We start from the raw sequence: 21,740 nt of genomic DNA, 5'->3' as shown, positions 1-21,740 counted from the left end.
ATTAACACATTACCTATGTGGTAAAGAATCCTTTTCTTCACCACATAACTATCTTGAAAGTCGTTTCTTCTATTTACTATAAATATGTATAGTTTATTTTATCTCTTCTAACTTTGTGGCATAATCCACATAGTTCAAATATGTTGTTGGTACAAATCCCTCAGGTAACTCATAATATAACTTGTATAGTTCACCAACTAAAATTTCAAAATTTGGTTGTTCATCAAAATCATCTGGACTCATATCAGTTACACCACCCTGAACATTATCCTCTGCTTTTGCATAACAATGCCTACCTATTTCCATTCCGATTTTTTGGTTCCCCTCTTTAACATTCATGATTTTTACAAGTATATAGTCTTCTGTTACACAAGGATTTCCCTCAATAACAAATGTGAAATCCGAGTCTGTCACCCCATTACCAGAATAAACGTGTTTTGTCTTGGTACTATCATAAATATTTTCACCTTCTTTCGCATCCAAAGACGGTGTTGATTCTGGAGTTGTAACAAGTATATCTTTGTCTTCTGGTTTTGGCACCTCAACTGGTTTATCTTCTTTTTTTCCACATCCAGCTAATAATAAAACACATAACACTAATATTACCTTTTTCATTTTCTATTCTCCTTTTCCTTGGTTAAATCAATTTTAATATCCGCAAATTCACGTGTAGCGGCATCGTGGGAAACAATGATTATTGTTTTACCTTGTTCACAAATTTGACGCATGAGGTTCAATATCAATTGTTGGTTATTTTCATCCAAAGATGCTGTCGGTTCATCTGCAAGAATTAAATCTGGATCTTTTAATAATAACTTTGCAATTGCTACCCTTTGCTGCTCACCACCAGATAATTCAAATACTTTCTTATCCAATACACACTCTAAGTTTAAGTCTTTTAAAGTATCATTCATCACTTCATTTTTATTTTTCATTACTCTTATCTTTTGAACAATATTTAGATTTTCTTTCACCGTCATATTTTCAATCAATCCAAAATCTTGAAAGATAAACCCAATCTTTTCCTTATGCATTGAACGAATATCTTTCTCTTTTTTTATAGCTTGACCATCATAATAAATACTTCCTTTTTGATAATTCTCAATCAATCCAATAATGTTAAGAATTGTAGTTTTTCCACATCCGCTTTCACCATATAAACATGTAATTTTGCCACTTTCAATTTTCAAATTATAGTCTTTAAAAATTTCAAGTTTACCATAGCTCTTAGAAAGATTTTCAATTTTAATTTCCATTACTTTATCTCCTCCTGCATCTTTTCATAAACAACAGATACATAAATGCCTCAACAATCAAAATGAAAGCAACACAACCAATAAATTGTTTATTGATTATATTAGGAATCATTACCATTGCTATGATTAACCCAACAACACTTGCACTTGCAAATTTTAGTACATATGTTGTAAAGCTATATACATTAACTCCTTCAATATAAGATATCCGATATTGCTTTCGATTATTATCCAAATCTACTTCAAATAAAAATACTATGACTGTAATCAACGTAAACATGGCGATAAGAAACTGCATAAATGATTGAATGCTTAACGCAACATAACCATTGAAAACCGTAGAATAGTTGCTTACCATAGAATCGATACGGTAACCAGGAGTATATCCATGCATCCTAAAAATATAATCGATATACTCTTGGACCGGAACATCGTCGTTATCATAATAAAATACACTGGAGTTCAATTGTCCTTGAAGCTGTTTTTCTATTGGCATGTAAACAAGTGGTATATTATCAATTTCATCCTTGAATAAAAGTGTCCTTATATCATAACTTTTCAAACTTATATCATAATCAACATAATTTATTTTGGGTGGATTAGGATCATTATTTACAATATCAACCTTAAGCAACTCCAAGTCAAACTTTGTGTTTGGGCGAGTATAGATATAACATTCTTCTTTATTAAATGTTTCACCTCTTAATCCCACTTGTTCCAAATAGTTTTCATCTACCGTATAAAAATAATTAACATTATTAGGATCAAAATTATCAAAATCAAAATATCCAGCTTTTGATAAATCAAATAAATTATTATTTACAGCTAAATCATGACTAAGAGAAATATAATTATCACTACCTCGATCAATGTGATAATTTGAACTTATAATTGAACCAAAACTATAGTAATTCTCTAAATCTTTGATAACTTGATTATATCTTAAATTCATTTTGATGAAATCGATAGCAGGCAGGAATTGATTAGTTAATATTGGTATTGTAATGACAACAATACCGACTTTTAATATATATGCACAAAGTTGTATCTTATTTAGTTCATTCTTACCTTTTATTGAAGTAACCTTCGGTACATAATTAATAATAAGATAAAATAATAGTGAGGCCACCAATTCGATAAGTATCAATAAACCAAACTGAATTAAATATAGTTGAAGTAACAACCTCAATGTTATCGGGCTCTGATAATAAACTGTAAAACAAATGAATACTATAATTAACAAAATACCGTTAAATACAGCAAATGGTTTTAGAAATAATTGATTATATATTTTTATGTTCGTATACCCTTCTATTTTGTAGAGTGATACTAATTTTTGCATAGAGAACATCTTAGCCGCCATGATAATCATTAGAAAAGAGATACATAACACTTTGACAAAGAATAATCCATCTACTGCATTTTTAGACATCGATTCTGTGAATGTTTTTGCATTATGTATAATTATTCCTGGATATATTTCATCCATATCTTGAATAAAGTTATTAAAATTTTCATCTAAATCACCTTGTATGTTTGCAAAAGTATATCCTCCTGCGTTTTCATGAGAGTTCAATATACTATCTAACTCATAATCTCTAGTTAGGTAAATACCTGCAATCTTTGTACTTTTTTCATTACTTGTTGTGCTATAGTTTTGATTAGAGTTTACATCTACAAGTCCTTCCTCTAGCATGAAGATATCTTTAGCATACAAATCATTTGTTGATAAATATATAACTTCTTTTCTTACGCCTTCATCCTTAGTTGTCAAAAACTGAACAGCAACTAAGTTATTCTTAATAGCAGATTCATTCAAGTCTTTGTGGAAAATACGATAGTCAACATCACTAATCGCAATGTTTTCAGTAATTTGCCCCATGATTACATATTGACCATTATCAATGTAGTTATGCATATATGTAAAATTATGGTCAACCTCATTATTAAAATGAGGTATTAAAAATAAAAAGGCAAGAATTGAAACAATCAAAGATGAAAATATAATTTGTTTTTTCATAATGACCTTCCTTATCAAATAAATATTATCTCCTAATAATTTAAGAAACTAGCGTAGTTGAAAAGTGATACTTAAACAACTACACTAGTTTTGTCTTAATAAACATTAGCAATGTATCAAATTTAATTTAGCGTTATTCTTCCCAATAATCATACGTTCCATAATCACTTAGTAAACTATGGCTATGACCATTATATAATTGTCCACTTTTCTCTCTATAAACATTTTGATTAGCAAATATACCACAATATATCTCATCATGACTATATTTTTTTGGCCCGACGCAAGGTGCATAGCGATTATAGCTTATCTTATTTGTTACACCTGTCCAAAATGTAGTACTATTTTCATCCCAATAGATGTAATTTACATTTTCATCCTCAAATGAACCTTGTTTGGCAAATACTGGTGTTGTAATTACGGCGAGCATTACTCCCACTAGCATAATAATTTTAGTTTTTGTTTTCATCTTCAATTTTCTCCTTTATTGATTTGATTTGTGAGTTTTGATTTTTATTTAGCTTTCACTTCTTGTGACAAAATCTTGTTAAGTTCATTATTACTACATGTCAACATGATATCAATACACTTGGTATAATCGCTTACTTTTGCGGTATGATTAGGCAAAAAATCAATATCCCGTTGAAATTAATTCACTTTAGATACTTCACAGACACAATAAGGTGTGTCGCGTTTATTGCATATATTTTATTAACTATATTTAATAAACTGACAATAGATGTCAACTTACTCTTGTTAGTATTAAGTTACAGAAATATCTGTTAGAAGATGAGGACTAAAAATGGAAGAAATGATTTGCCAATGTTGTGCTATGCCAATGAAAGAAGAAGATAACTTATTTGGTACAAACGCTGATGGAAGTATCAATAAAGATTACTGTAAGTATTGTTATGACAAGGGAGATTTTACTTCAAACTGCACAATGCAAGAGATGATTGATTTCTGTGTTCCAATGATGGTACAAGAAGGTATGGATGAAAAAGAATCACGCAAATTTATGTCAGAAGTACTTCCAACATTAAAACGTTGGAAAAAAGATTAAGTAAAAGAAAATCAGTTCACGGTTTCATATCGCGATCTGATTTTTTTATGTTTCATATTATAATTAAATTTAACTAATACTTCTTATTTAACTTCAACCATTTTTAATGTGTCGACATAGTTCAAAGAGAAATATGATTTTTCATTCCTGTCATTTGATTTATCTGTATGTGTTAGTAGTATATTTTCACCATCAAACTCATATTCAAAATTTCGATGACCAAACCATCCACTTGGTGATGTTGGAATTTCTAACATCGCAAATGATAAAATACCATCTACTGCTGTATAGGTACCCTCATACGATTGCAAAACATTATTAACTTTTGGTATCAACATTGTAAGTTCTGAAGATGGGCCTAAAACAACGATTATTCCAGAACTTCCTTTTTCACCATCGTAGTATAAAATATATGTTCCCATAACTTCTGGATCATTTTCAATCACTTCAATGTTACTATCGATTCCTGGTGTATTTGTAATAATAGTTTCTTGCGGCAAATTTTGATTTGTACAGCCGGAGATGAAAATCAACATGAAGACAACAGCAATAATTTTTTTCATCATTAATTTATCCAATATCCATTTTCATAATAGATATCATAACAATCCATATGAGCCACCCAAATATCTGGTATTTCTTTTCTTCCTTGCAATGTTCCTCCGGAATAAACTTCAATGTCCGCATACACTTCAATTATTCTATCTCCTGAAAAATTATTACAATATCGTTTTAAAAGATTTTGATAAATTGCGCCTCTTTCTAATTCAGCTGATAACGGTAATATAGAAATTGTAATAAATGCAAAAACTAATAAAAGTCTAATTATTCTTTTCATATAACCCTCTCCTTTTTTAAAACGTATCACATGTTAGAAATGTATTCCAGCAAAGTGTTATAATTATCACTTTTCAAGGTATAATTACGCTTAAGTAATTTCTTAATCTTACTTAAATGATTATTAACTTGTATTGCATCTACAATAAATTCACTTTAACATGTAAAAAGCAGACCACCTAATAAGTGATCTGCTTCTTTTTATTCTTCAGTTATTTCTTCATCAACGACTACTACTTCTTCAATTTCATCTTCATCTTCAACATCTTGTGCTGTAGAGATAACTTCTTTTGGAAGTAATTCATCATCATTTGCTTCAGCATTCATAAGTTCACGTTCGATACGTAACTCACTTGCTCTTTCAATAATGCGCGTAGTACTTTCTCTTTCAAAATCAGATCCTGTTCCTGCTGGGATTAACTTACCAATGATAACATTTTCTTTTAATCCTTTTAGTTTATCAATCTTACCTTTGATTGCAGCTTCTGTAAGAACTTTTGTAGTTTCTTGGAATGATGCAGCTGATAAGAATGAATCTGTTTCTACTGAAGCCTTTGAAATACCTAATAATGTAGGTCCAAATTTAGCTGGACGTTTGCCTGATAATAATACACCTGTATTAATATCTGTCATACGTTGTAAGCTTAGTGTTTGTCCAGTTGTAAGTCCAGTGTCTCCACCATCAATAATTACAACTTTCTTCATCATTTGGCGAATCATAACTTCGATATGTTTATCTGAAATATCGATACCTTGAGAAGCATAAACTTTTTTAACTTCTTTAAGGATATATTTTTGAACTTCTTGTACACCGGCAACTTCAAGTAATTCTTTTGGATTAACTTGTCCTTCAGTTAGCTTATCTCCCGCTTTAACTTCAGTTCCAACTTTCATCCAAGAACGAATATTTTGAGTTAAGTCACATTTATGTTCAATACTTTCTTTTTCGTTTGTTACAACGATTCTCATTCCAGTTCCGCCTTCAAGTTCAGTGATTTCAGTGATTTCACCATCAATTTTAGCTAAAACTGCAACGTGTTTAGGGCAACGTGCTTCAAATAGTTCTTCAACACGTGGTAACCCTTGAGTGATATCTCCGTCGTTACCTGATGCAACCCCTCCAGTATGGAAAGTACGCATTGTTAACTGTGTACCTGGTTCCCCAATAGATTGGGCAGCCATGATACCAATAGCTTCACCATTTTCAACAAGTTTACCTGTTGCCATGTTACGTCCATAACATTTACGACAAACACCAGTTGTGCTTAAACATGTAAATGTATTACGGATATATGCTTTTTCAACACCTGCATCAACAATTTTTTGTGCAAGTGATTCATCAATAAATTCTTCAGCTTCAACAATTACTTCTTTTGTCTTAGGATCAACGATTGCATCTTTTGCATAACGTCCAACTAAACGATCATAAAGTCCTTCGATGATAGAATTATTTTTACGATCGACAATTGTTTCAACTAAATAACCACGATCTGTACCACAGTCTTCTTCATTGACAATTACATCTTGTGCAACGTCAACTAGACGACGTGTCAAGTATCCTGATTCGGCAGTTTTTAAGGCAGTATCTGTTAATCCTTTACGAACCCCATGGGTAGAAATAAAGAATTCTGATACGTTTAATCCTTCACGGAAACAAGAATAGATAGGAACCTCAATAATTGATGGTTGATATTCTTTCTTTGATTTTGATTGTGTTGGACGAGCCATTAATCCACGCATACCTGCAAGCTGTGTAAAGTGAGACGCATTACCACGAGCACCTGATACAGCCATCATGTTGATTGGATTCATACGAGGTAGACTTTCCATAACTTTACGTCCGATTTCATCTTTGATATCAGCCCATAATTTAGAGAAGTGTCTTTCCCATTCTGCTGGAGTTAAACGTCCACGTTTCAATAAATTTTGAAGGATTGCAGATTGGTGTTTACCTTCATCAACGAATTTTTGTTTGTCTGGTGCAACGTTAATATCAGCTAGTGATACAGTCATACCAGCAACTGTAGAATATTTGAATCCCATGTCTTTAATCTTATCAAGGATATCCGCAGATCCCTCTGTCCGATAACGATTAAATACTTCAGCGATTACATTACTTAAATCTTTTTTCTTGAATTCAGGATTTAAAGGACGAGTTTTAATTTCTTCCTTAATATTTGAACCCATAGGTAAGAAGTCAGATTCTGGTGTAGCTTGTAATGTAGCTTTTGTAACTCTATTAATATAAGGGAAATCATTAGGGAAAATATTATTGAAAATTATTTTACCTACTGTAGTAATCAAATATGAATTCTTTTGTGTTTCAGTGAATGCATCTTTGTTTAATGATTTTCCTGGAATCGCAATACGTGTATGTAAGTGTACAACTTTATTATCATAGGCCATTAATACTTCATTCATGTTTTTGAAAACATGACCTTCATTATCACCATATGATCTCCATATTTTCGCAAGTTCAACATCACCCATTGTTTCAATTAAATCTGCTTTTTTATAGAATTCTTCTGCTGTTTCTTCCATGTTAAGGTAGAAGTTACCAAGCACCATATCTTGTGATGGTGTAACGATTGGTTTTCCATCTTTAGGCCCTAGGATATTGTTTGAACCTAGCATCAAGATTTCTGCTTCAGCACGAGCCTCTTCACTTAATGGTAAATGGACAGCCATTTGGTCACCATCGAAGTCAGCATTAAATGCTGTACATACTAATGGATGAAGACGAATTGCACGTCCTTCTACAAGTTTTGGCATGAACGCTTGAATACCTAAACGGTGAAGTGTCGGTGCACGGTTAAGGAATACTGGGTGATTCGTAATAACTTCTTCAACCACATCCCAAGCACGAGCATCTTGACGATCAATTAGTTTTTCTGCAGTCTTACGAGTTCCTGCAATTCCTTGATTAACGATTTCGTTAATAACGAATGGTTTAAATAATTGAATAGCCATTTCACGTGGAATACCACATTGATACATTTTCAAATCTGGTCCAACCGCGATAACTGAACGTCCAGAATAGTCAACACGCTTACCTAATAAGTTTTGACGGAAACGTCCTTGTTTACCTTTTAAGCTATGAGAAAGTGATTTTAATGCACGTCCACCAGCTCCAGTAATTGGTTTACTACGACGACCATTATCAATTAATGCGTCAACTGCTTCTTGTAACATACGTTTTTCGTTTTGTACGATAATCGCAGGAGTTCCAAGTTCTAATAATTTCTTTAAACGGTTATTACGAGTAATAACACGACGATATAAATCATTCAAATCACTTGTAGCAAAACGTCCACCATCAAGTTGTAACATCGGACGTAAATCTGGTGGAATTACTGGTAATACAGTTAATACCATCCATTCAGGTTTATTGTTTGATGTTAAAAATGCATTAATAGTTTCTAAACGCTTAATTAATTTCTTACGTTTATCACCTGTAGCACCTTCAAGTTCTGCAAGTACCATTTTATGTTCAGGTTCTAACTTAACTTGTTGAAGTAATGTTTCAATTGCTTCAGCACCTGTTTGAGCTTTAAATGAACCAGGCCCATAAAGTGCAGTACTTTCACGATATTCACGTTCAGAAATAACTTGTTTGTAATCTAGTTTTGTATCTCCTGGATCAGTAACAACCCATGATACGAAATATACAACTTCTTCTAATTGTTTTGGAGTGATATTAAGAAGTAAACTCATACGTGAAGGAATTCCACGTAAGTACCAGATATGTGCAACAGGAGCCGCTAATTGAATGTGACCCATTCTTTCACGACGTACTGTTGATTTTGTAATTTCTACGCCACAACGGTCGCAGACTACACCTTTATATCTTACTTTCTTATATTTACCACAATAACATTCCCAGTCTTTTGATGGACCGAAAATTCTTTCACAGAATAATCCGTCACGTTCTGGTTTTTGAGAACGATAGTTAATTGTTTCTGGTTTTTTAACTTCACCATGAGACCATTCTAAGATTCTCTCAGGAGATGCCAATCCAACTTGAATTGCTGAAAATTTGTTAATTCCTGTCATTTGCATTCCTCCTAGTCCAATTCGTCCATATCAAAACCGACTTCAGCAGCTTCTGGGATTTCCTCTTCGATACCATCTTTGATTGTTAATCCCTCAGTATCAGCTACCATATTTTCGATTCCAACAGACTCATCTATTTCTTCTTGTTCCATTTTCTTAATATCTACTTCAGAGCCATTTTCGTCTAACATTCTAACGTCAATTGCTAAAGCTTGGAACTCATGTTTTAATACACGGAATGATTCAGGAATACCAGGTTCTGGAAGTTCCCTACCATTAATAATTGATTCATATGTTTTAGTACGACCATTAATATCATCTGACTTAACCGTTAAGATTTCTTGTAATGTATGCGCAGCACCATAAGCTTCAAGTGCCCAAACTTCCATTTCTCCAAATCTTTGTCCACCATTTTGTGCTTTACCACCTAATGGTTGTTGTGTAACTAAACTATATGGTCCAGTAGCACGAGCATGTAACTTATCGTCAACCATGTGGGCAAGTTTAATCATATACATTACCCCAACAGAGATACGTTCATCGTATGAGTCACCAGTTCTTCCATCGTATAGAACTTGTTTACCATCTGATGTGCATTCAGCTTCTTCCATAATTGATTTTAGTTCTTCATTACTAATACCATCAAATACTGGTGTTGCGAATTTAACACCTAATTTTTTAGCTGCAAATCCTAAGTGAATTTCTAATACTTGTCCAATATTCATACGTGAAGGAACCCCGAATGGATTCAACATGATATCAACTGGAGTACCATCTGGTAAGTATGGCATATCTTCAGCAGGAAGGATTTTAGAGATAACCCCTTTGTTACCATGACGTCCTGCCATCTTATCTCCTTCAGAGATTTTACGTTTTTGAACGATATAAATTTTAACTACTTCATTAACTCCTGGAGGTAGTTCATGACCTTCACTACGTTTGAATACACGTACTGAATGTACAATACCTGCCCCACCATGAGGAACTTTTAATGAGTTATCACGAACTTCACGAGATTTTTCTCCGAAGATTGCTAATAATAATTTTTCTTCTGGTGATACTTCGCTTTGTCCTTTAGGCGTAACTTTACCTACAAGGATATCGCCTTCTTTAACTTCCGCACCTACCATAACAATACCACGTTCATTTAAATGACGGCATGCATTTTCAGATACGTTAGGAATATCGCGTGTAATTTCTTCAGGTCCAAGTTTTGTTTCACGACATTCAATGTCATATTCTTCAATATGAATTGATGTATAAACATCATCTTTAACCATTCTTTCAGACATAATGATTGCATCTTCATAGTTGTAACCATGCCATGTCATGAATGCGATAGTAACGTTTTGTCCAAGTGCTAATTCACCATCTTGCATAGATGGACCATCTGCTAAGATATCTCCACGATTAACTGTTTCACCTGTTCTTACGATTGGGCGTTGGTTAATACATGTACCTGCATTTGAACGACGGAATTTTTGAAGTTCATAAACTTTCTCACCATCTTTTTCACTTACAACGATTTTTTGTGCATCACAATATGTAACGATACCATCACCTGTTGATACGCATGCAGAACCTGAGTCAGCTGCGATACGGTGTTCGATACCTGTACCTACATATGGTGAATGAGGATTTAATAGAGGTACTGCTTGACGTTGCATGTTTGCACCCATTAGAGCACGAGAAGCATCATCATTTTCCAAGAACGGAATACATGCAGTAGCCACTGATACGATTTGTTTTGGCGAAACGTCGGCTAATTCGATATCTTCGATATCAACCATGACAGTTTCTCCCGCTTTACGAGCAACGATTTGATCACCATGAAGTGTTCCATCAACAACTTCATTGGCTTGAGCAATAATATAGTCATTTTCTTCATCAGCTGATAAATAAACTACTTCATCAGTAACAATTCCACCTTCTTTAACAAGACGGTAAGGAGTTTGGATGAATCCATATTCATTAATACGAGCATATGTTGTTAAGTTTGAAATCAAACCGATATTTGGTCCTTCTGGTGTTTCAATTGGACAAATACGACCATAGTGAGAGTTATGAACGTCACGTACTTCAAAACCGGCACGTTCACGTGTTAATCCACCTGGGCCTAACGCAGAAATACGACGTTTATTTGTAAGTTCTGCAAGAGGATTTTGTTGGTCCATGAATTGTGATAATTGAGAACTTGAGAAGAACTCTTTAATCGCTGCAGTTAATGGACGAATATTTGTAAGTTGTTTTGGTGTTAATCCAGAAATCTCTGCGATTGACATTCTTTCCTTAACAACTCTTTCCATACGAGATAATCCAATACGGAATTGGTTTTGAATTAATTCACCCACCGTACGGATACGACGATTTCCTAATTGGTCAATATCATCTACTGAACCAATACTATCTAACATATTTAATTGATAGCTATAGAATGCCATCATATCTGAAATTGTGATTGTCTTTTTGTTGTTTAGTGGATCTGTGCCCATTACTTTTACTGAATGATCAGGATCACTCATTGGAGCAACTTGAATGGTTTGAACAGCCGAACCAACTAACCACGCAGTGATTTCATGCTTATCTTTTGCCATAGCACATACAACTTCACTATTTTCAGTAGAAAGTGGATAAACAGCTTCATCTGCAATATAACGTTCAATCATTAAACCTTCACTACCTTCAAGGTCTTGATCGTTTTCTGTTAAACGTCCAATTACAAAGAAACGTTGTCCATAGTTAAGTACACTATTTACATTGTCTTTAGTAAGTTTTACAGGTTGTGCAATTATACCTGTATAAATGCTAATATCTGTAAATTCTTTCGCAATTTCTTTAATATCTGTTGCTGTTAATACAGTACCTCTTTCAAGGTTAACTTTTTTACCTTCTAAATCAGTCGCAAGAATACGACCAACTAAAGAAGTAGTCCAACTTGAAGGAACTGTTTCTATATCTGGATGAGAGAATTTATGGTTGAAAGGAACTGCTTTCATGTGAATACCTTTCGCAATTTCTTCTTTCAATGCATTTCTTTCAGTTTTTGTGATAAATGTGCCTTTTTTATATAAAACTTCACCTGTAGCACTAATTATATCTTCTTTAAGAATTGCTGATTCCATACGATCAAGAATACTTAATTTCTTATTTAGTTTATAACGTCCAGCTTTGGTTAAATCATAACGGCGATGATCAAAGAACTTCGCATTCATGAGAGTGATAGATCCATCTAATGTTGGAACTTCATCAGAACGTTGATTTTCATAAATATTTAATAATGATTCATGCGTAGTTTTAATTTTATCAGCAGCAAGGGTATTCTTAATTTCTTCATAGTTACCAAAAATTGAAGTATAAAGTAACATATAAAGATTTAAAAATTCTCTAGGTTCTCCATCGACAATTACATCATCAAAAACTTCTAGACCTAATGCTTTCAAGAATTTTTTAATTTCAGCCGTATCAAATGCATCTTCACCACTTTGAAGATCTAAAGATAACCCCACTGCTTTAAATAGGATGGTTGATAGAATTTTACGTTTACGGTCAACAGACATATTGATGATTCTTCCAAGAGCCACTTTTTTACTGTCTGACATAAACTCTAACCAAGTACCACGACTTGGGATTAATTCACATTGATATGTGTCACGTCCTGTTTTGTCTTCAGAAACGATATCGAAATATGCTCCTGGAGAACGAACGATTTGAGATACGATTACACGTTCAGCACCATTAATAATGAATGTTCCTGTATCAGTCATAAGTGGGAATTCACCTAAGAATACTTCTTCATTCTTAGTAAGAACTTCCCCAGTTTCTGGGTCCACCATTTCCAATTCCATTTTTCCTTTTAAAGGGGCTGCGTAGTTTGTTTCACGATATTTGCATTCATTAAGAGAATACTTAGGTTCTCCAAATTCATACCCAACAAAACGGAGTTGTATATTTCCTCCATAGTTAGAAATAGGATAAATATCATCAAATACTTCCTTGATTCCTTCACGTTTGAACCAGTCAAATGAAGCCGTTTGAATCTCAACTAAGTCTGGTAAATTTAACTCACCACTAACTTTTGAATAATCGCGACGACTTGCCTTTTTACCTAGTTCTAAAATACGGTAAGTTTGCTTTTTTTCCATGTACGCCATCCTTTCAATGCACCTTCATAACGTCTAAAAGGGCGCATTAACCCTATTTTCAATTTAGACTTTTTTGCAATTTACTATACTACCATCATTTTGTCAATCTGTCAATTGTTTTTGATGGCTTTCAAAATGTAATACCCTTTTTCTTTTTCCACAATTTCGCAGTTTCCAAAGATTTCTTCAATCTTTTTCTTTGCACTTGGTGCTCCTTGTTGTTTGCGAATGACTATCCACAAAACACCATTTACATCAAGAAAATCAAATGCTTCTTCAAACATTTTATAGATTACTTGTTTCCCTGCTCTAATTGGGGGATTTGTTACGATACTTGTGAATGTGCCTGTCACATTTGAATAACAGTCTGATTCATCCACATTGATTTGAACTTGATTCTTTTCCGCATTCAATTTTGCTAGTTCAACTGCCCTAGGATTAACGTCCACACTTAAAATATCAAGTTCTGGAAATTGCTTTTTACATACAACTCCAACCACACCGTAACCACAGCCTAGATCAAGCATCCTTGTCCCTAGGTTTTCTTTACAAATTGTCTTCAGCAAAACCCAAGTACCAAAGTCCACTTCGGATTTACTGAATACACCGTTGTCTGTGATAAAGGTATAATAAACGCCCAAAAACCGGAAAGGAATTTCTTTCCGGTTTTCTTCTAGATTGCGATTATCAGTAAAGTAATGACTCATAGTTCGCATCCTTTCTTTAGGCGGTTATTAACCAATGATAACTTAAGAATGGAACTATTTAATTACTACTGTAGCTCCAGCTTCCATAAGTTTCTTTTTGATTTCTTCAGCTTCATCAACAGAAATATTTTCTTTGATTGCGCTTGGTGCTCCATCAACTAATTTCTTAGCATCAACTAAGCCTAAACCAGTGATTTCACGAACTACTTTAATAACTCCAACTTTGCTATCTCCAGCAGCTTCAAGTACTACAGATACTGAAGTAGGTGCAGCGTCAGCTGTTTCTGCAACTGCAGCAACAGCAACAGGAGCAGCAGCAGTAACTCCGAATTTTTCTTCGATTGCTTTTACTAAATCATTTAGTTCAAGAATTGTAGCTCCTTCTAAGTAAGCTAGGATATCTTCATGTGATAATTTTGCCATTTTATTATTCCTCCTTATGGACTATTCTGCAGCTGCTTCAGTTTGAGCAGCAGCTTCTTCAACAACTGGTGTTTCAGCTGTTTCTACAGTTGTAGCCGCAGCTTCAACTGTTTCTTCATTTGTAGTTTCAACTACAGGTGCTACACCACCGTTTGCTTCTTTTGCATCTGCGACAGCTTTAACTACGCAAGCAAATGAACGAACTGGTGATTGTAAGCAGCTTAATAACATTGAAAGCATTCCTTCTCTGTTAGGTAAGACTGATAGTTCTTTAAGTACATTAACGTCTACTACATTTCCTTCAACGATTCCGCTCTTAAGAACTAATGCTTCGTGTTTTTTAGCAAATTTAGCTAAAACACGGCTTGGCGCAACTGCATCTTCACTACTGAATGCGATAGCATTTGGCCCTGTTAAATGTTGTACAAGATCATTGAACCCTTCAGCTTCTGCTGCACGAGTAGACATTGAGTTTTTGTAAATTTTGAATTCTACATTCTCTTTACGTAATTCACGTCTTAATTCAGTGACTTCTGCAACACTTAACCCACGATACTCAACCACAACTGTAGAAGCAGAACTCTTAAGTTTGTCTTGAATTTCAGCAACTACGGCTTGTTTAGCTTCTAATACCGTTTGTCTCATTGCGACACCTCCATCTTTAACGTCCCAATATACGCATATATAAATAAAACCCATGTGTAAAGACAGCATGGGTTTGAAAGTATACTTTATATAAGTAAGAATCTTTCTACCTCGGCAACTTGATTAAGCGCTTGGCCGTTGCTGTCTATGGTATATTGATAACGTTGTAATTATACTTATAAAGTGCTTAGTTGTCAATTAAATTCGGCCTTTTCTTATATTTTTATAGGATTATATATGAATTGCCGCTAACATCGCTTCCTCATTTTGCGCATATCTATTATATTAGGTAAATCATTTCGCCCCAAGCTATCTGTGCATCCCCACCAAAAATAAAAAGCGCATTAGTTGATTCAACTTTAATTCTCTTCTAAAATCTAAGTAGAAAGGAGGATATAGTATGAAAAAATTATTGATATTCTTTTCGTCAGTTTTGTTACTTGCTGGTTGTACATCTAAGATAAACACCCCTCCCGCAAATACGACAATTCCAACTAAAAATCCTTCTCCAAGTTCCGATGCCACTAGTGCTGCTACACCATATGATGGAACAACTAGCGCTACCGTTGATTTAAACGGCTTAGATTATGCAGTCTCTTTAACTACTGATGATGTTAGCAAAATTGTCCTTGAAAAAGAACCCAATGCAATTATTACGAAATACGAACTGGATGATGAGAAAAACCAAATTGTTTATGATGTTGAAATCTATTTAAACAATAATCAATACGATGTCAAAATCGATGCGAATACTGGTGATATAATTAGCTGGAAGATTGATGATTAATAACTAAAGAAAACTGTGCTTTGAAGTAAATTCTTCATCCGCACAGTTTTTTTATTGCAAATATGTAATCTTTTCAAGAAATTCTTTTGCCCGATCTGTTTTTGGATTTTCGAAAAATTCTTTCGGTGTTCCTTCTTCCACAATCTTTCCTTCTTCCAAGAATAAGATACGTGACGCAAGTTTCTTCGCAAAGCCCATTTCATGAGTTACAACTATCATACTCATTCCTTGTTCGGCTAAATCTTGCATTACTTTTAAAACTTCACAAACCATCTCCGGATCAAGGGCTGATGTCGGTTCATCAAACAACATAAATTCAGGATTCATCGCTAATGAACGCGCAATGGCTACCCGTTGTTTTTGACCACCAGATAATTGATTAGGAAAGGCATTCACCTTATCTTCAAGACCTACTTTTACGAGTAAATCTTTCGCCAAAATAACCGCCTGTTCTTTCGACATCTTTAATATCTCAATAGGTGCCAAGGTTAAGTTATCAAGCACCGATAAATGTGGGAATAGATTGAAATGTTGGAAAACAAATCCTGTTTTATTTTGTTGCGCAACATTCTTTTTATCAAACTTCTCTCCATCAATAAATATTTCACCTGAGTCAATCTGTTCAAGTCCCTTGATTGCTCTTAGCAGCGTACTTTTCCCACTTCCGCTAGGTCCAATCAAACAAACAATCTCACCTTTTTTTATTTCAACAGACACCCCATTTAACGCATGGAGTTTGCCAAATGATTTAACTAAATTCGTCGCCTTAATCATGAGCTGCTAACCTCTTTTCTAATCGATTCGCCAAGAAGGATACAAAGCTCGTCATCACCAAATAGATTATCGAAGCTGCAACTAGGAAAACAACATAATTGTAATAACGTGCTCCTAATATTTGTGCACTTTGCAAAAGCTCTACAGCTCCAATACACGAAATTAAACATGAATCCTTAATCAATACAATAAACTCTGAAACAAGTGGTGGTAATATATTTTTAAAAGCCTGTGGCAAGATAATCTTACGCATCGTTAACCCATAAGGTAACCCTAAAGTTTGACACGCTTCCCATTGTCCTTTATCGATAGATTGAATTCCTCCACGAATTAATTCAGTTGTATATGCACCACTATTGATACTAATCGCAATGATTCCAACAAAGTATGGATTAACACGTATAAAGCTACCTGTAATCGCTTTATAGATAAGTGGGAATCCTAGATATAAGAATAAAATTTGAAGTAGCATCGGTGTTCCACGAATGAAATCAACATAGATTTTCGCAATCCATTGTAAGAGTTTATTTTTGGATATCTTCATCGCCGCACCCACTACACCTAGCATTGTTCCAAATGTGAATGAAAGTAACGCAATGAACAAAGACATCTTCGCCCCATTTAATAAATATCCAACATTCTCAATTGTAAGCATGTCTTGAATATTCATTCTAGTTTAGTTCCCACTTTTCTAATAGAGCTTTATAAGCATCTGATTGTTTAACTTCTTCAATTACACTGTTAATCTTATCCATTAAAACTGTATTCCCTGTTTTCGCAATAATGTATGTATCATCATCTTGAATTGGTTCTTCTAACATCACAAACCCTGCATTCTTAACATAGTTTTCCGCAACCGGTTTATCAATGATTACCGCATCATAAGCATTATTTTTCAATGATTCCATCATAATATTTACATTCGCAATACTATTCACTTCAGCACCTTCAACATTCTTAGCCGCAACTTCACCTGTTGAACCTAGTTGAGCCGCAAGTACTTTACCATTTAAATCTTCAAGTGTTTTAATATCACTATTGGGATTTACTACAACAACTGCAGCACTTTCTGTATAAGGTGTAGAAAATAATACATCACGTTCTGAATCATATGTGAATCCTGATACCCCTAAATCAACTTGTTCCATTTGGATAGCTGAGATAATTGTAGAGAAATCCATTTGTACCCATTCAATTGAATAGTTGCCACCATCTTTGTTGATTGTTTCTAAAATCAAATTCATGAAATCTACATCAAACCCAACGATTTTATTTGTTGTATCTAGTGATTCATATGGCGGATAATCTGGTGACACTCCAATCGAAATTATATTGTCTTGAATCAATGTTGAATCCCATGCAGCTTCATCTGTTGTTACTGGAGTAGCACTTGGATCTGTTGATGCAGTTGGTGTTGCTGGTTTACTTGAACATCCCACTAAAAGGAACATCGCTAAACATATTAATCCTAATTTTTTCATTTTCTTTCTCCTCATTTATTTTCTTATTTTATTTTCTTTACATCATGATGGTTGAACTACATCGTCGTTCATCCCACCGCATTTTTCTTAAAATCATTCTTCTATCCTCCAAACCCTAATAAATAAAAAACGCCTCTATATTAAACATATAGAGACGAAAAATTTCCGCGGTACCACTCTGATTATCTAGTCGTCATTAAAAAACTAGATCGCTTTCCTTTAATGCAGGCTCACATCCATCTTACTAACATACGATGAATCTCAAAAGCTCGTTTCGTTTGTCTTCCTCATTCCCACTTTCACCTAACTGGGCTCTCTACTAAAGTTTCCAACAAAGTACTACTCTTTCTCTTCGATGTAACTTAGTTTATGATGATTCAAACTAAAAGTCAAGAATAAAATGTAAAACTTTACAATTCATTGCAAATTCTTACATTATAAATACTCTGTCCTTATAATGATGCTTTTGTTTATGTTATCAATACTGATTTCCATTAAAAAAGATGGATATTTTCTACTATCCATCTCATTTATTTAGAGATTATCACCATTGGTTTCGATTACTTTTTTATACCAATAGAAACTATCTTTTTTAAGACGTTTTGCTGTTCCTTTTCCACGATCATCAATATCGACATAAATATATCCATATCGTTTACTCATTTCACCTTGTGAACAACTAATAATATCAATTGGACCCCATGAAGCATACCCAAAGACTTGAACACCATCTTTTATCGCTTCTTTCATTGCTTTTACATTTCCTTCAAGGTAGGCAATACGATAATCATCATGTATTTTTCCATCCACAACTTCATCAAGTGCGCCTAAACCATTTTCGGCAATAAACATTGGCACTTGGTATCGATCCCAATATTGATTTAATGAATTTCTAAATCCTAGTGGATCAATTGCCCATCCCCAAATTGATTTTTCTAAATACGGATTATCTATTGGTGCATCTTCATCGTTACTACAAGTGCGTGTAAAATAGTATGAAAATGAAAGATAATCGGCTGTGTTTTCCTTAAGGAGTTTTTTCTCTTCTTCTGATATTTCTATAGTTATACCATTATCATTAAAATAACGGATTGCATATCCTGGATACTCTCCACGTAATAAAACATCTGAATAGAAATATTGTGACATTTGATTTGTTTGTGTTGTTTTAAAAACATCTTCCGCTTTACATGTTGCTGGATAGCGAGTATCATCACCTAACATCATTCCTATTTTCATCTCTTTGTTTATTTCATGTGCAATCTTTGTAGCTCTTGCACACGCTACAAATTGATGATGGGTTGCTTGATAAACATCACTTTTAGTATAACCTTCCAGTAAACCTAATGATGAAAATTCTCCCCAACCACCCAAAGAATTAATTTGATTTATCAAAATCCAATACTTTACTTTGCCCGAGTATCGTTTAAATAATGTCTCACAAAGTTTTACAAACGCATCTTCTACTTTTTTACTTAAGAACCCATTATATTTTGTAACTAAATGAATTGGCATTTCATAATGACTAACCGTCATTATTGGCTCTATTCCCAATTCAATCATCGTATCAATCATGTCATCATAGAATTTTAAACCAGCTTCATTTGGTTCTGTTTCTTCCCCAGTAGGAAATATTCGCCCCCAATTAAACGATGTTCTAAAACACTTGAATCCCATCTCTGCCATTAGTTTTAAATCTTCTTTATATGTGTGATAGAAATCTATTGCACTTCTTCTTGGATAAAATCCTTTATCATCCTTCAATGCATTTTCTATTTCTTCTTTTGTATGCTTAAATCCAACAACAGAAGTTCTTGAATATTGCTCAGGTAAGATTTCAATATCCGCCATAGACGGTCCTTTTCCATCAACATTCCATGCACCTTCTGCTTGGTTTGCTGCAATCGCACCACCCCATAAAAAGTCTTTTGGAAACCCTGTTATTTTAGATTCCATTTTATTTCCTCTCATTCATCTTTTTAAATAAACGGATGATATGCCCAGCAATATTTAACTCGGAGTAAATTGTCATCAAAGTATCTTGTGCATGACTAAATAATAAGGTTGAATTCAATTGATCATCCTCTATCGTAGCCTGTATCATGTTTGTTTGTACTTTGTGCGCCTCAGTTATTTCTTTTTTTGCTTCTTTCATTTTACTATCAACCAACTCATTATTTTCTTCATCTTCTAAAAGCAACAGCGCTTCATTTAATAAATTTCGACAATTCCCAGCATGCAGTATAATTTGCATCGCTGCATTATTTAACTCCTCATTTGTAATATTAGCCATTCTTTAACCACCTATCTTTTCTTTTTTTGCTTCTTCCTCTACACATTGTTTATCATATACTTTGAAAAACGGATAGTAAATAACCCAAGATAACGCAAACATTGCTAGTGAGAAAATAACGCCGGCAATACTTTGGGTAACACCATACGCAACAAATGGGAATGGTAAGTACCAGAATCCAAATGTTTGTGCAGGAATTGGAACGAGTCCAAATTGTAATACCCAGTATGTAAGCATTGGACCTACTAATCCAATAATCCACATTGGAACCATGAGAATTGGATTAAATGCGATTGGCGCTCCAAACACTAACGGTTCATTAATATTACAGAGCGAAGGGACAATACTTGCCTTTCCCATTACTCTTAAACGTTTTGATTTAGCGATTAATAACATAATGCCTAAAGCCAGTGTACAACCGCCACCACCTAATAAGAATAAATTTGTTGCTTCACTTGTGTGTATCATTACAGGTGCAAGTCCTGCTGCAACTGCTGCTTGATTAGCTGCCAACCCTTGCATACAAATAGCTGATGTAATTGGATAAATAACCCAAGTAGAGATACCAAATGTATATAAGAAAGCATAGCCAATAAAATTCAAAAGTACAAATCCCCAGAAAGATTGTCCGATACTCATTAATGGTGAAAATAAACTTGTAATCATATCAAACATATTTACTTGCATTTGGAATACCAATATCCATCCCACAACAATTATTAACGTGATTGGAATTAATGTATCAAACCAAACAGTTATAAAATCTGGCATTGCAGAATCTTCTTTAAAGAATGAGTGTTTTGCGAACTGATTCATTACCGCTCCAACAAAAACTCCTGAAACTAGCGCTGCAATCATGCCCCCATTGCCTAATTGCCAAGCTTGAATCACAATATTCCCAGCTTCATCAAAAACTGGTGAGCATACCATTAGGAATAATGCAATTCCCGCAAGTCCCGCTTGTTTTGCAGTCTTTTTATGTTTCTTCTTTTCCATTATTTTTTCTGGCACTAAGTACGCTAAGAACAATGAGAGTAGTCCAAATGAGAATTGACTCACCATTGATAAATCCGGCATACTTGGAATAAAATCTCTTAAAATATTAAATACGGTTGCGAATGATCCAATTAAGATAACTGGCATCGCTGTTAAGATTGCTTCTTGCACTGATGCAATCCATGGGTTACGTGCTAACTTATTCATTACTGGTGCAAATTTGTTTGTCATCCAGTCCATTATTTTTTTCATATTTTTCCCCT

19 protein-coding genes and 2 other annotated features are annotated in these 21,740 nt (G+C 34.1%); of the genes, 2 read left to right on the top strand and 17 right to left on the bottom strand.

The window, feature by feature from the left end:
• Positions 1-93: 93 nt before the first annotated feature.
• The 4 genes from RSB60_RS00275 to RSB60_RS00260 all read right to left on the bottom strand — a co-directional run bounded on the left by RSB60_RS00275 (position 94) and on the right by RSB60_RS00260 (position 3,745).
• Positions 94-615: a hypothetical protein gene (locus RSB60_RS00275; RefSeq protein ID WP_332613782.1), complete on the bottom strand. Its 522-nt coding sequence runs from the start codon at positions 613-615 to the stop codon at positions 94-96.
• Complete coding sequence (locus RSB60_RS00270; RefSeq protein WP_332613779.1) at positions 612-1,256, bottom strand: ATP-binding cassette domain-containing protein; 645 nt, start codon at positions 1,254-1,256, stop codon at positions 612-614. The genes RSB60_RS00275 and RSB60_RS00270 overlap by 4 nt, the downstream gene beginning before the upstream one ends.
• Before the next feature lie 4 nt (positions 1,257-1,260).
• Positions 1,261-3,276 (bottom strand): hypothetical protein, encoded by a 2,016-nt coding sequence (locus tag RSB60_RS00265; RefSeq protein WP_332613777.1) that lies wholly within the window; start codon positions 3,274-3,276, stop codon positions 1,261-1,263.
• A gap of 133 nt (positions 3,277-3,409) precedes the next feature.
• Complete coding sequence (locus tag RSB60_RS00260) at positions 3,410-3,745, bottom strand: hypothetical protein (RefSeq protein WP_332613775.1); 336 nt, start codon at positions 3,743-3,745, stop codon at positions 3,410-3,412.
• A gap of 333 nt (positions 3,746-4,078) precedes the next feature.
• Here RSB60_RS00260 and RSB60_RS00255 point away from each other — a divergent pair, with 333 nt between their 5' ends.
• Positions 4,079-4,339 (top strand): zinc ribbon domain-containing protein, encoded by a 261-nt coding sequence (locus RSB60_RS00255; RefSeq protein WP_332613773.1) that lies wholly within the window; start codon positions 4,079-4,081, stop codon positions 4,337-4,339.
• An 83-nt stretch (positions 4,340-4,422) separates the two neighbouring features.
• Here the strand turns inward: RSB60_RS00255 and RSB60_RS00250 are convergent, their stop codons facing one another.
• The 7 genes from RSB60_RS00250 to rplJ all read right to left on the bottom strand — a co-directional run bounded on the left by RSB60_RS00250 (position 4,423) and on the right by rplJ (position 15,146).
• Entirely contained in the window at positions 4,423-4,902 is a 480-nt protein-coding gene (locus RSB60_RS00250; RefSeq protein WP_332613771.1) for a hypothetical protein, read from the bottom strand.
• Between the two features lie 2 nt (positions 4,903-4,904).
• A complete protein-coding gene (locus RSB60_RS00245; protein ID WP_332613769.1) occupies positions 4,905-5,177 on the bottom strand; it encodes a hypothetical protein in 273 nt (90 codons plus the stop codon).
• 200 nt (positions 5,178-5,377) lie between these two features.
• Complete coding sequence (gene rpoC, locus RSB60_RS00240) at positions 5,378-9,229, bottom strand: DNA-directed RNA polymerase subunit beta' (RefSeq protein ID WP_332613767.1); 3,852 nt, start codon at positions 9,227-9,229, stop codon at positions 5,378-5,380.
• A gap of 11 nt (positions 9,230-9,240) precedes the next feature.
• On the bottom strand, positions 9,241-13,371 hold the full coding sequence (gene rpoB, locus RSB60_RS00235) for a DNA-directed RNA polymerase subunit beta (protein WP_332613765.1): 4,131 nt from the start codon (positions 13,369-13,371) through the stop codon (positions 9,241-9,243).
• A 110-nt stretch (positions 13,372-13,481) separates the two neighbouring features.
• Positions 13,482-14,078, bottom strand: coding sequence for a class I SAM-dependent methyltransferase (locus tag RSB60_RS00230; RefSeq protein ID WP_323381351.1), 597 nt, complete (start codon positions 14,076-14,078; stop codon positions 13,482-13,484).
• A gap of 54 nt (positions 14,079-14,132) precedes the next feature.
• Positions 14,133-14,501 (bottom strand): 50S ribosomal protein L7/L12, encoded by a 369-nt coding sequence (gene rplL / locus RSB60_RS00225; protein ID WP_323381352.1) that lies wholly within the window; start codon positions 14,499-14,501, stop codon positions 14,133-14,135.
• A gap of 21 nt (positions 14,502-14,522) precedes the next feature.
• Entirely contained in the window at positions 14,523-15,146 is a 624-nt protein-coding gene (gene rplJ, locus RSB60_RS00220) for a 50S ribosomal protein L10 (protein WP_323381353.1), read from the bottom strand.
• Positions 15,147-15,179: 33 nt separating this feature from the next.
• Positions 15,180-15,315: a sequence feature (ribosomal protein L10 leader region), on the bottom strand.
• Between the two features lie 231 nt (positions 15,316-15,546).
• Here rplJ and RSB60_RS00215 point away from each other — a divergent pair.
• Complete coding sequence (locus RSB60_RS00215) at positions 15,547-15,933, top strand: PepSY domain-containing protein (protein ID WP_332613762.1); 387 nt, start codon at positions 15,547-15,549, stop codon at positions 15,931-15,933.
• Between the two features lie 51 nt (positions 15,934-15,984).
• Here the strand turns inward: RSB60_RS00215 and RSB60_RS00210 are convergent, their stop codons facing one another.
• From RSB60_RS00210 to RSB60_RS00185, 6 genes are all read right to left on the bottom strand, one after another.
• The gene (locus tag RSB60_RS00210; protein WP_332613760.1) at positions 15,985-16,707 is read right to left on the bottom strand and encodes an amino acid ABC transporter ATP-binding protein; all 723 of its coding nucleotides are present in this window, start codon (positions 16,705-16,707) and stop codon (positions 15,985-15,987) included.
• Positions 16,700-17,377, bottom strand: coding sequence for an amino acid ABC transporter permease (locus RSB60_RS00205; RefSeq protein ID WP_323381356.1), 678 nt, complete (start codon positions 17,375-17,377; stop codon positions 16,700-16,702). Before RSB60_RS00205 ends, RSB60_RS00210 begins: the two co-directional genes overlap by 8 nt.
• 1 nt (position 17,378) lies before the next feature.
• Complete coding sequence (locus RSB60_RS00200; RefSeq protein WP_332613758.1) at positions 17,379-18,188, bottom strand: transporter substrate-binding domain-containing protein; 810 nt, start codon at positions 18,186-18,188, stop codon at positions 17,379-17,381.
• 147 nt (positions 18,189-18,335) lie between these two features.
• Positions 18,336-18,550, bottom strand: a binding site (T-box leader).
• 172 nt (positions 18,551-18,722) lie between these two features.
• Positions 18,723-20,144, bottom strand: a complete 1,422-nt coding sequence (locus tag RSB60_RS00195) for a glycoside hydrolase family 1 protein (RefSeq protein ID WP_332613755.1) — start codon at positions 20,142-20,144, stop codon at positions 18,723-18,725.
• Between the two features lies 1 nt (position 20,145).
• A complete protein-coding gene (locus tag RSB60_RS00190; protein ID WP_323381359.1) occupies positions 20,146-20,481 on the bottom strand; it encodes a PTS lactose/cellobiose transporter subunit IIA in 336 nt (111 codons plus the stop codon).
• A 3-nt stretch (positions 20,482-20,484) separates the two neighbouring features.
• A complete protein-coding gene (locus RSB60_RS00185; RefSeq protein ID WP_323381360.1) occupies positions 20,485-21,729 on the bottom strand; it encodes a PTS sugar transporter subunit IIC in 1,245 nt (414 codons plus the stop codon).
• Between the last annotated feature and the right edge of the window lie 11 nt (positions 21,730-21,740).

The sequence above is a fragment of the Anaerorhabdus sp. genome (assembly GCF_036657415.1).
GTDB lineage: Bacteria > Bacillota_I > Bacilli_A > Erysipelotrichales > Erysipelotrichaceae > Anaerorhabdus.
This window is presented reverse-complemented; position numbering and strand designations above follow the sequence as displayed.

What these genes read in the sequence shown, in the direction of transcription:
- RSB60_RS00275 (WP_332613782.1), bottom strand. Translation starts at nt 615, where the DNA reads ATGAAAAAGGTAATATTAGTGTTATGTGTTTTATTATTAGCTGGATGT.
- RSB60_RS00270 (WP_332613779.1), bottom strand. Translation starts at nt 1,256, where the DNA reads ATGGAAATTAAAATTGAAAATCTTTCTAAGAGCTATGGTAAACTTGAA.
- RSB60_RS00265 (WP_332613777.1), bottom strand. Translation starts at nt 3,276, where the DNA reads ATGAAAAAACAAATTATATTTTCATCTTTGATTGTTTCAATTCTTGCC.
- RSB60_RS00260 (WP_332613775.1), bottom strand. Translation starts at nt 3,745, where the DNA reads ATGAAAACAAAAACTAAAATTATTATGCTAGTGGGAGTAATGCTCGCC.
- RSB60_RS00255 (WP_332613773.1), top strand. Translation starts at nt 4,079, where the DNA reads ATGGAAGAAATGATTTGCCAATGTTGTGCTATGCCAATGAAAGAAGAA.
- RSB60_RS00250 (WP_332613771.1), bottom strand. Translation starts at nt 4,902, where the DNA reads ATGAAAAAAATTATTGCTGTTGTCTTCATGTTGATTTTCATCTCCGGC.
- RSB60_RS00245 (WP_332613769.1), bottom strand. Translation starts at nt 5,177, where the DNA reads ATGAAAAGAATAATTAGACTTTTATTAGTTTTTGCATTTATTACAATT.
- rpoC (WP_332613767.1), bottom strand. Translation starts at nt 9,229, where the DNA reads ATGACAGGAATTAACAAATTTTCAGCAATTCAAGTTGGATTGGCATCT.
- rpoB (WP_332613765.1), bottom strand. Translation starts at nt 13,371, where the DNA reads ATGGAAAAAAAGCAAACTTACCGTATTTTAGAACTAGGTAAAAAGGCA.
- RSB60_RS00230 (WP_323381351.1), bottom strand. Translation starts at nt 14,078, where the DNA reads ATGAGTCATTACTTTACTGATAATCGCAATCTAGAAGAAAACCGGAAA.
- rplL (WP_323381352.1), bottom strand. Translation starts at nt 14,501, where the DNA reads ATGGCAAAATTATCACATGAAGATATCCTAGCTTACTTAGAAGGAGCT.
- rplJ (WP_323381353.1), bottom strand. Translation starts at nt 15,146, where the DNA reads ATGAGACAAACGGTATTAGAAGCTAAACAAGCCGTAGTTGCTGAAATT.
- RSB60_RS00215 (WP_332613762.1), top strand. Translation starts at nt 15,547, where the DNA reads ATGAAAAAATTATTGATATTCTTTTCGTCAGTTTTGTTACTTGCTGGT.
- RSB60_RS00210 (WP_332613760.1), bottom strand. Translation starts at nt 16,707, where the DNA reads ATGATTAAGGCGACGAATTTAGTTAAATCATTTGGCAAACTCCATGCG.
- RSB60_RS00205 (WP_323381356.1), bottom strand. Translation starts at nt 17,377, where the DNA reads ATGAATATTCAAGACATGCTTACAATTGAGAATGTTGGATATTTATTA.
- RSB60_RS00200 (WP_332613758.1), bottom strand. Translation starts at nt 18,188, where the DNA reads ATGAAAAAATTAGGATTAATATGTTTAGCGATGTTCCTTTTAGTGGGA.
- RSB60_RS00195 (WP_332613755.1), bottom strand. Translation starts at nt 20,144, where the DNA reads ATGGAATCTAAAATAACAGGGTTTCCAAAAGACTTTTTATGGGGTGGT.
- RSB60_RS00190 (WP_323381359.1), bottom strand. Translation starts at nt 20,481, where the DNA reads ATGGCTAATATTACAAATGAGGAGTTAAATAATGCAGCGATGCAAATT.
- RSB60_RS00185 (WP_323381360.1), bottom strand. Translation starts at nt 21,729, where the DNA reads ATGAAAAAAATAATGGACTGGATGACAAACAAATTTGCACCAGTAATG.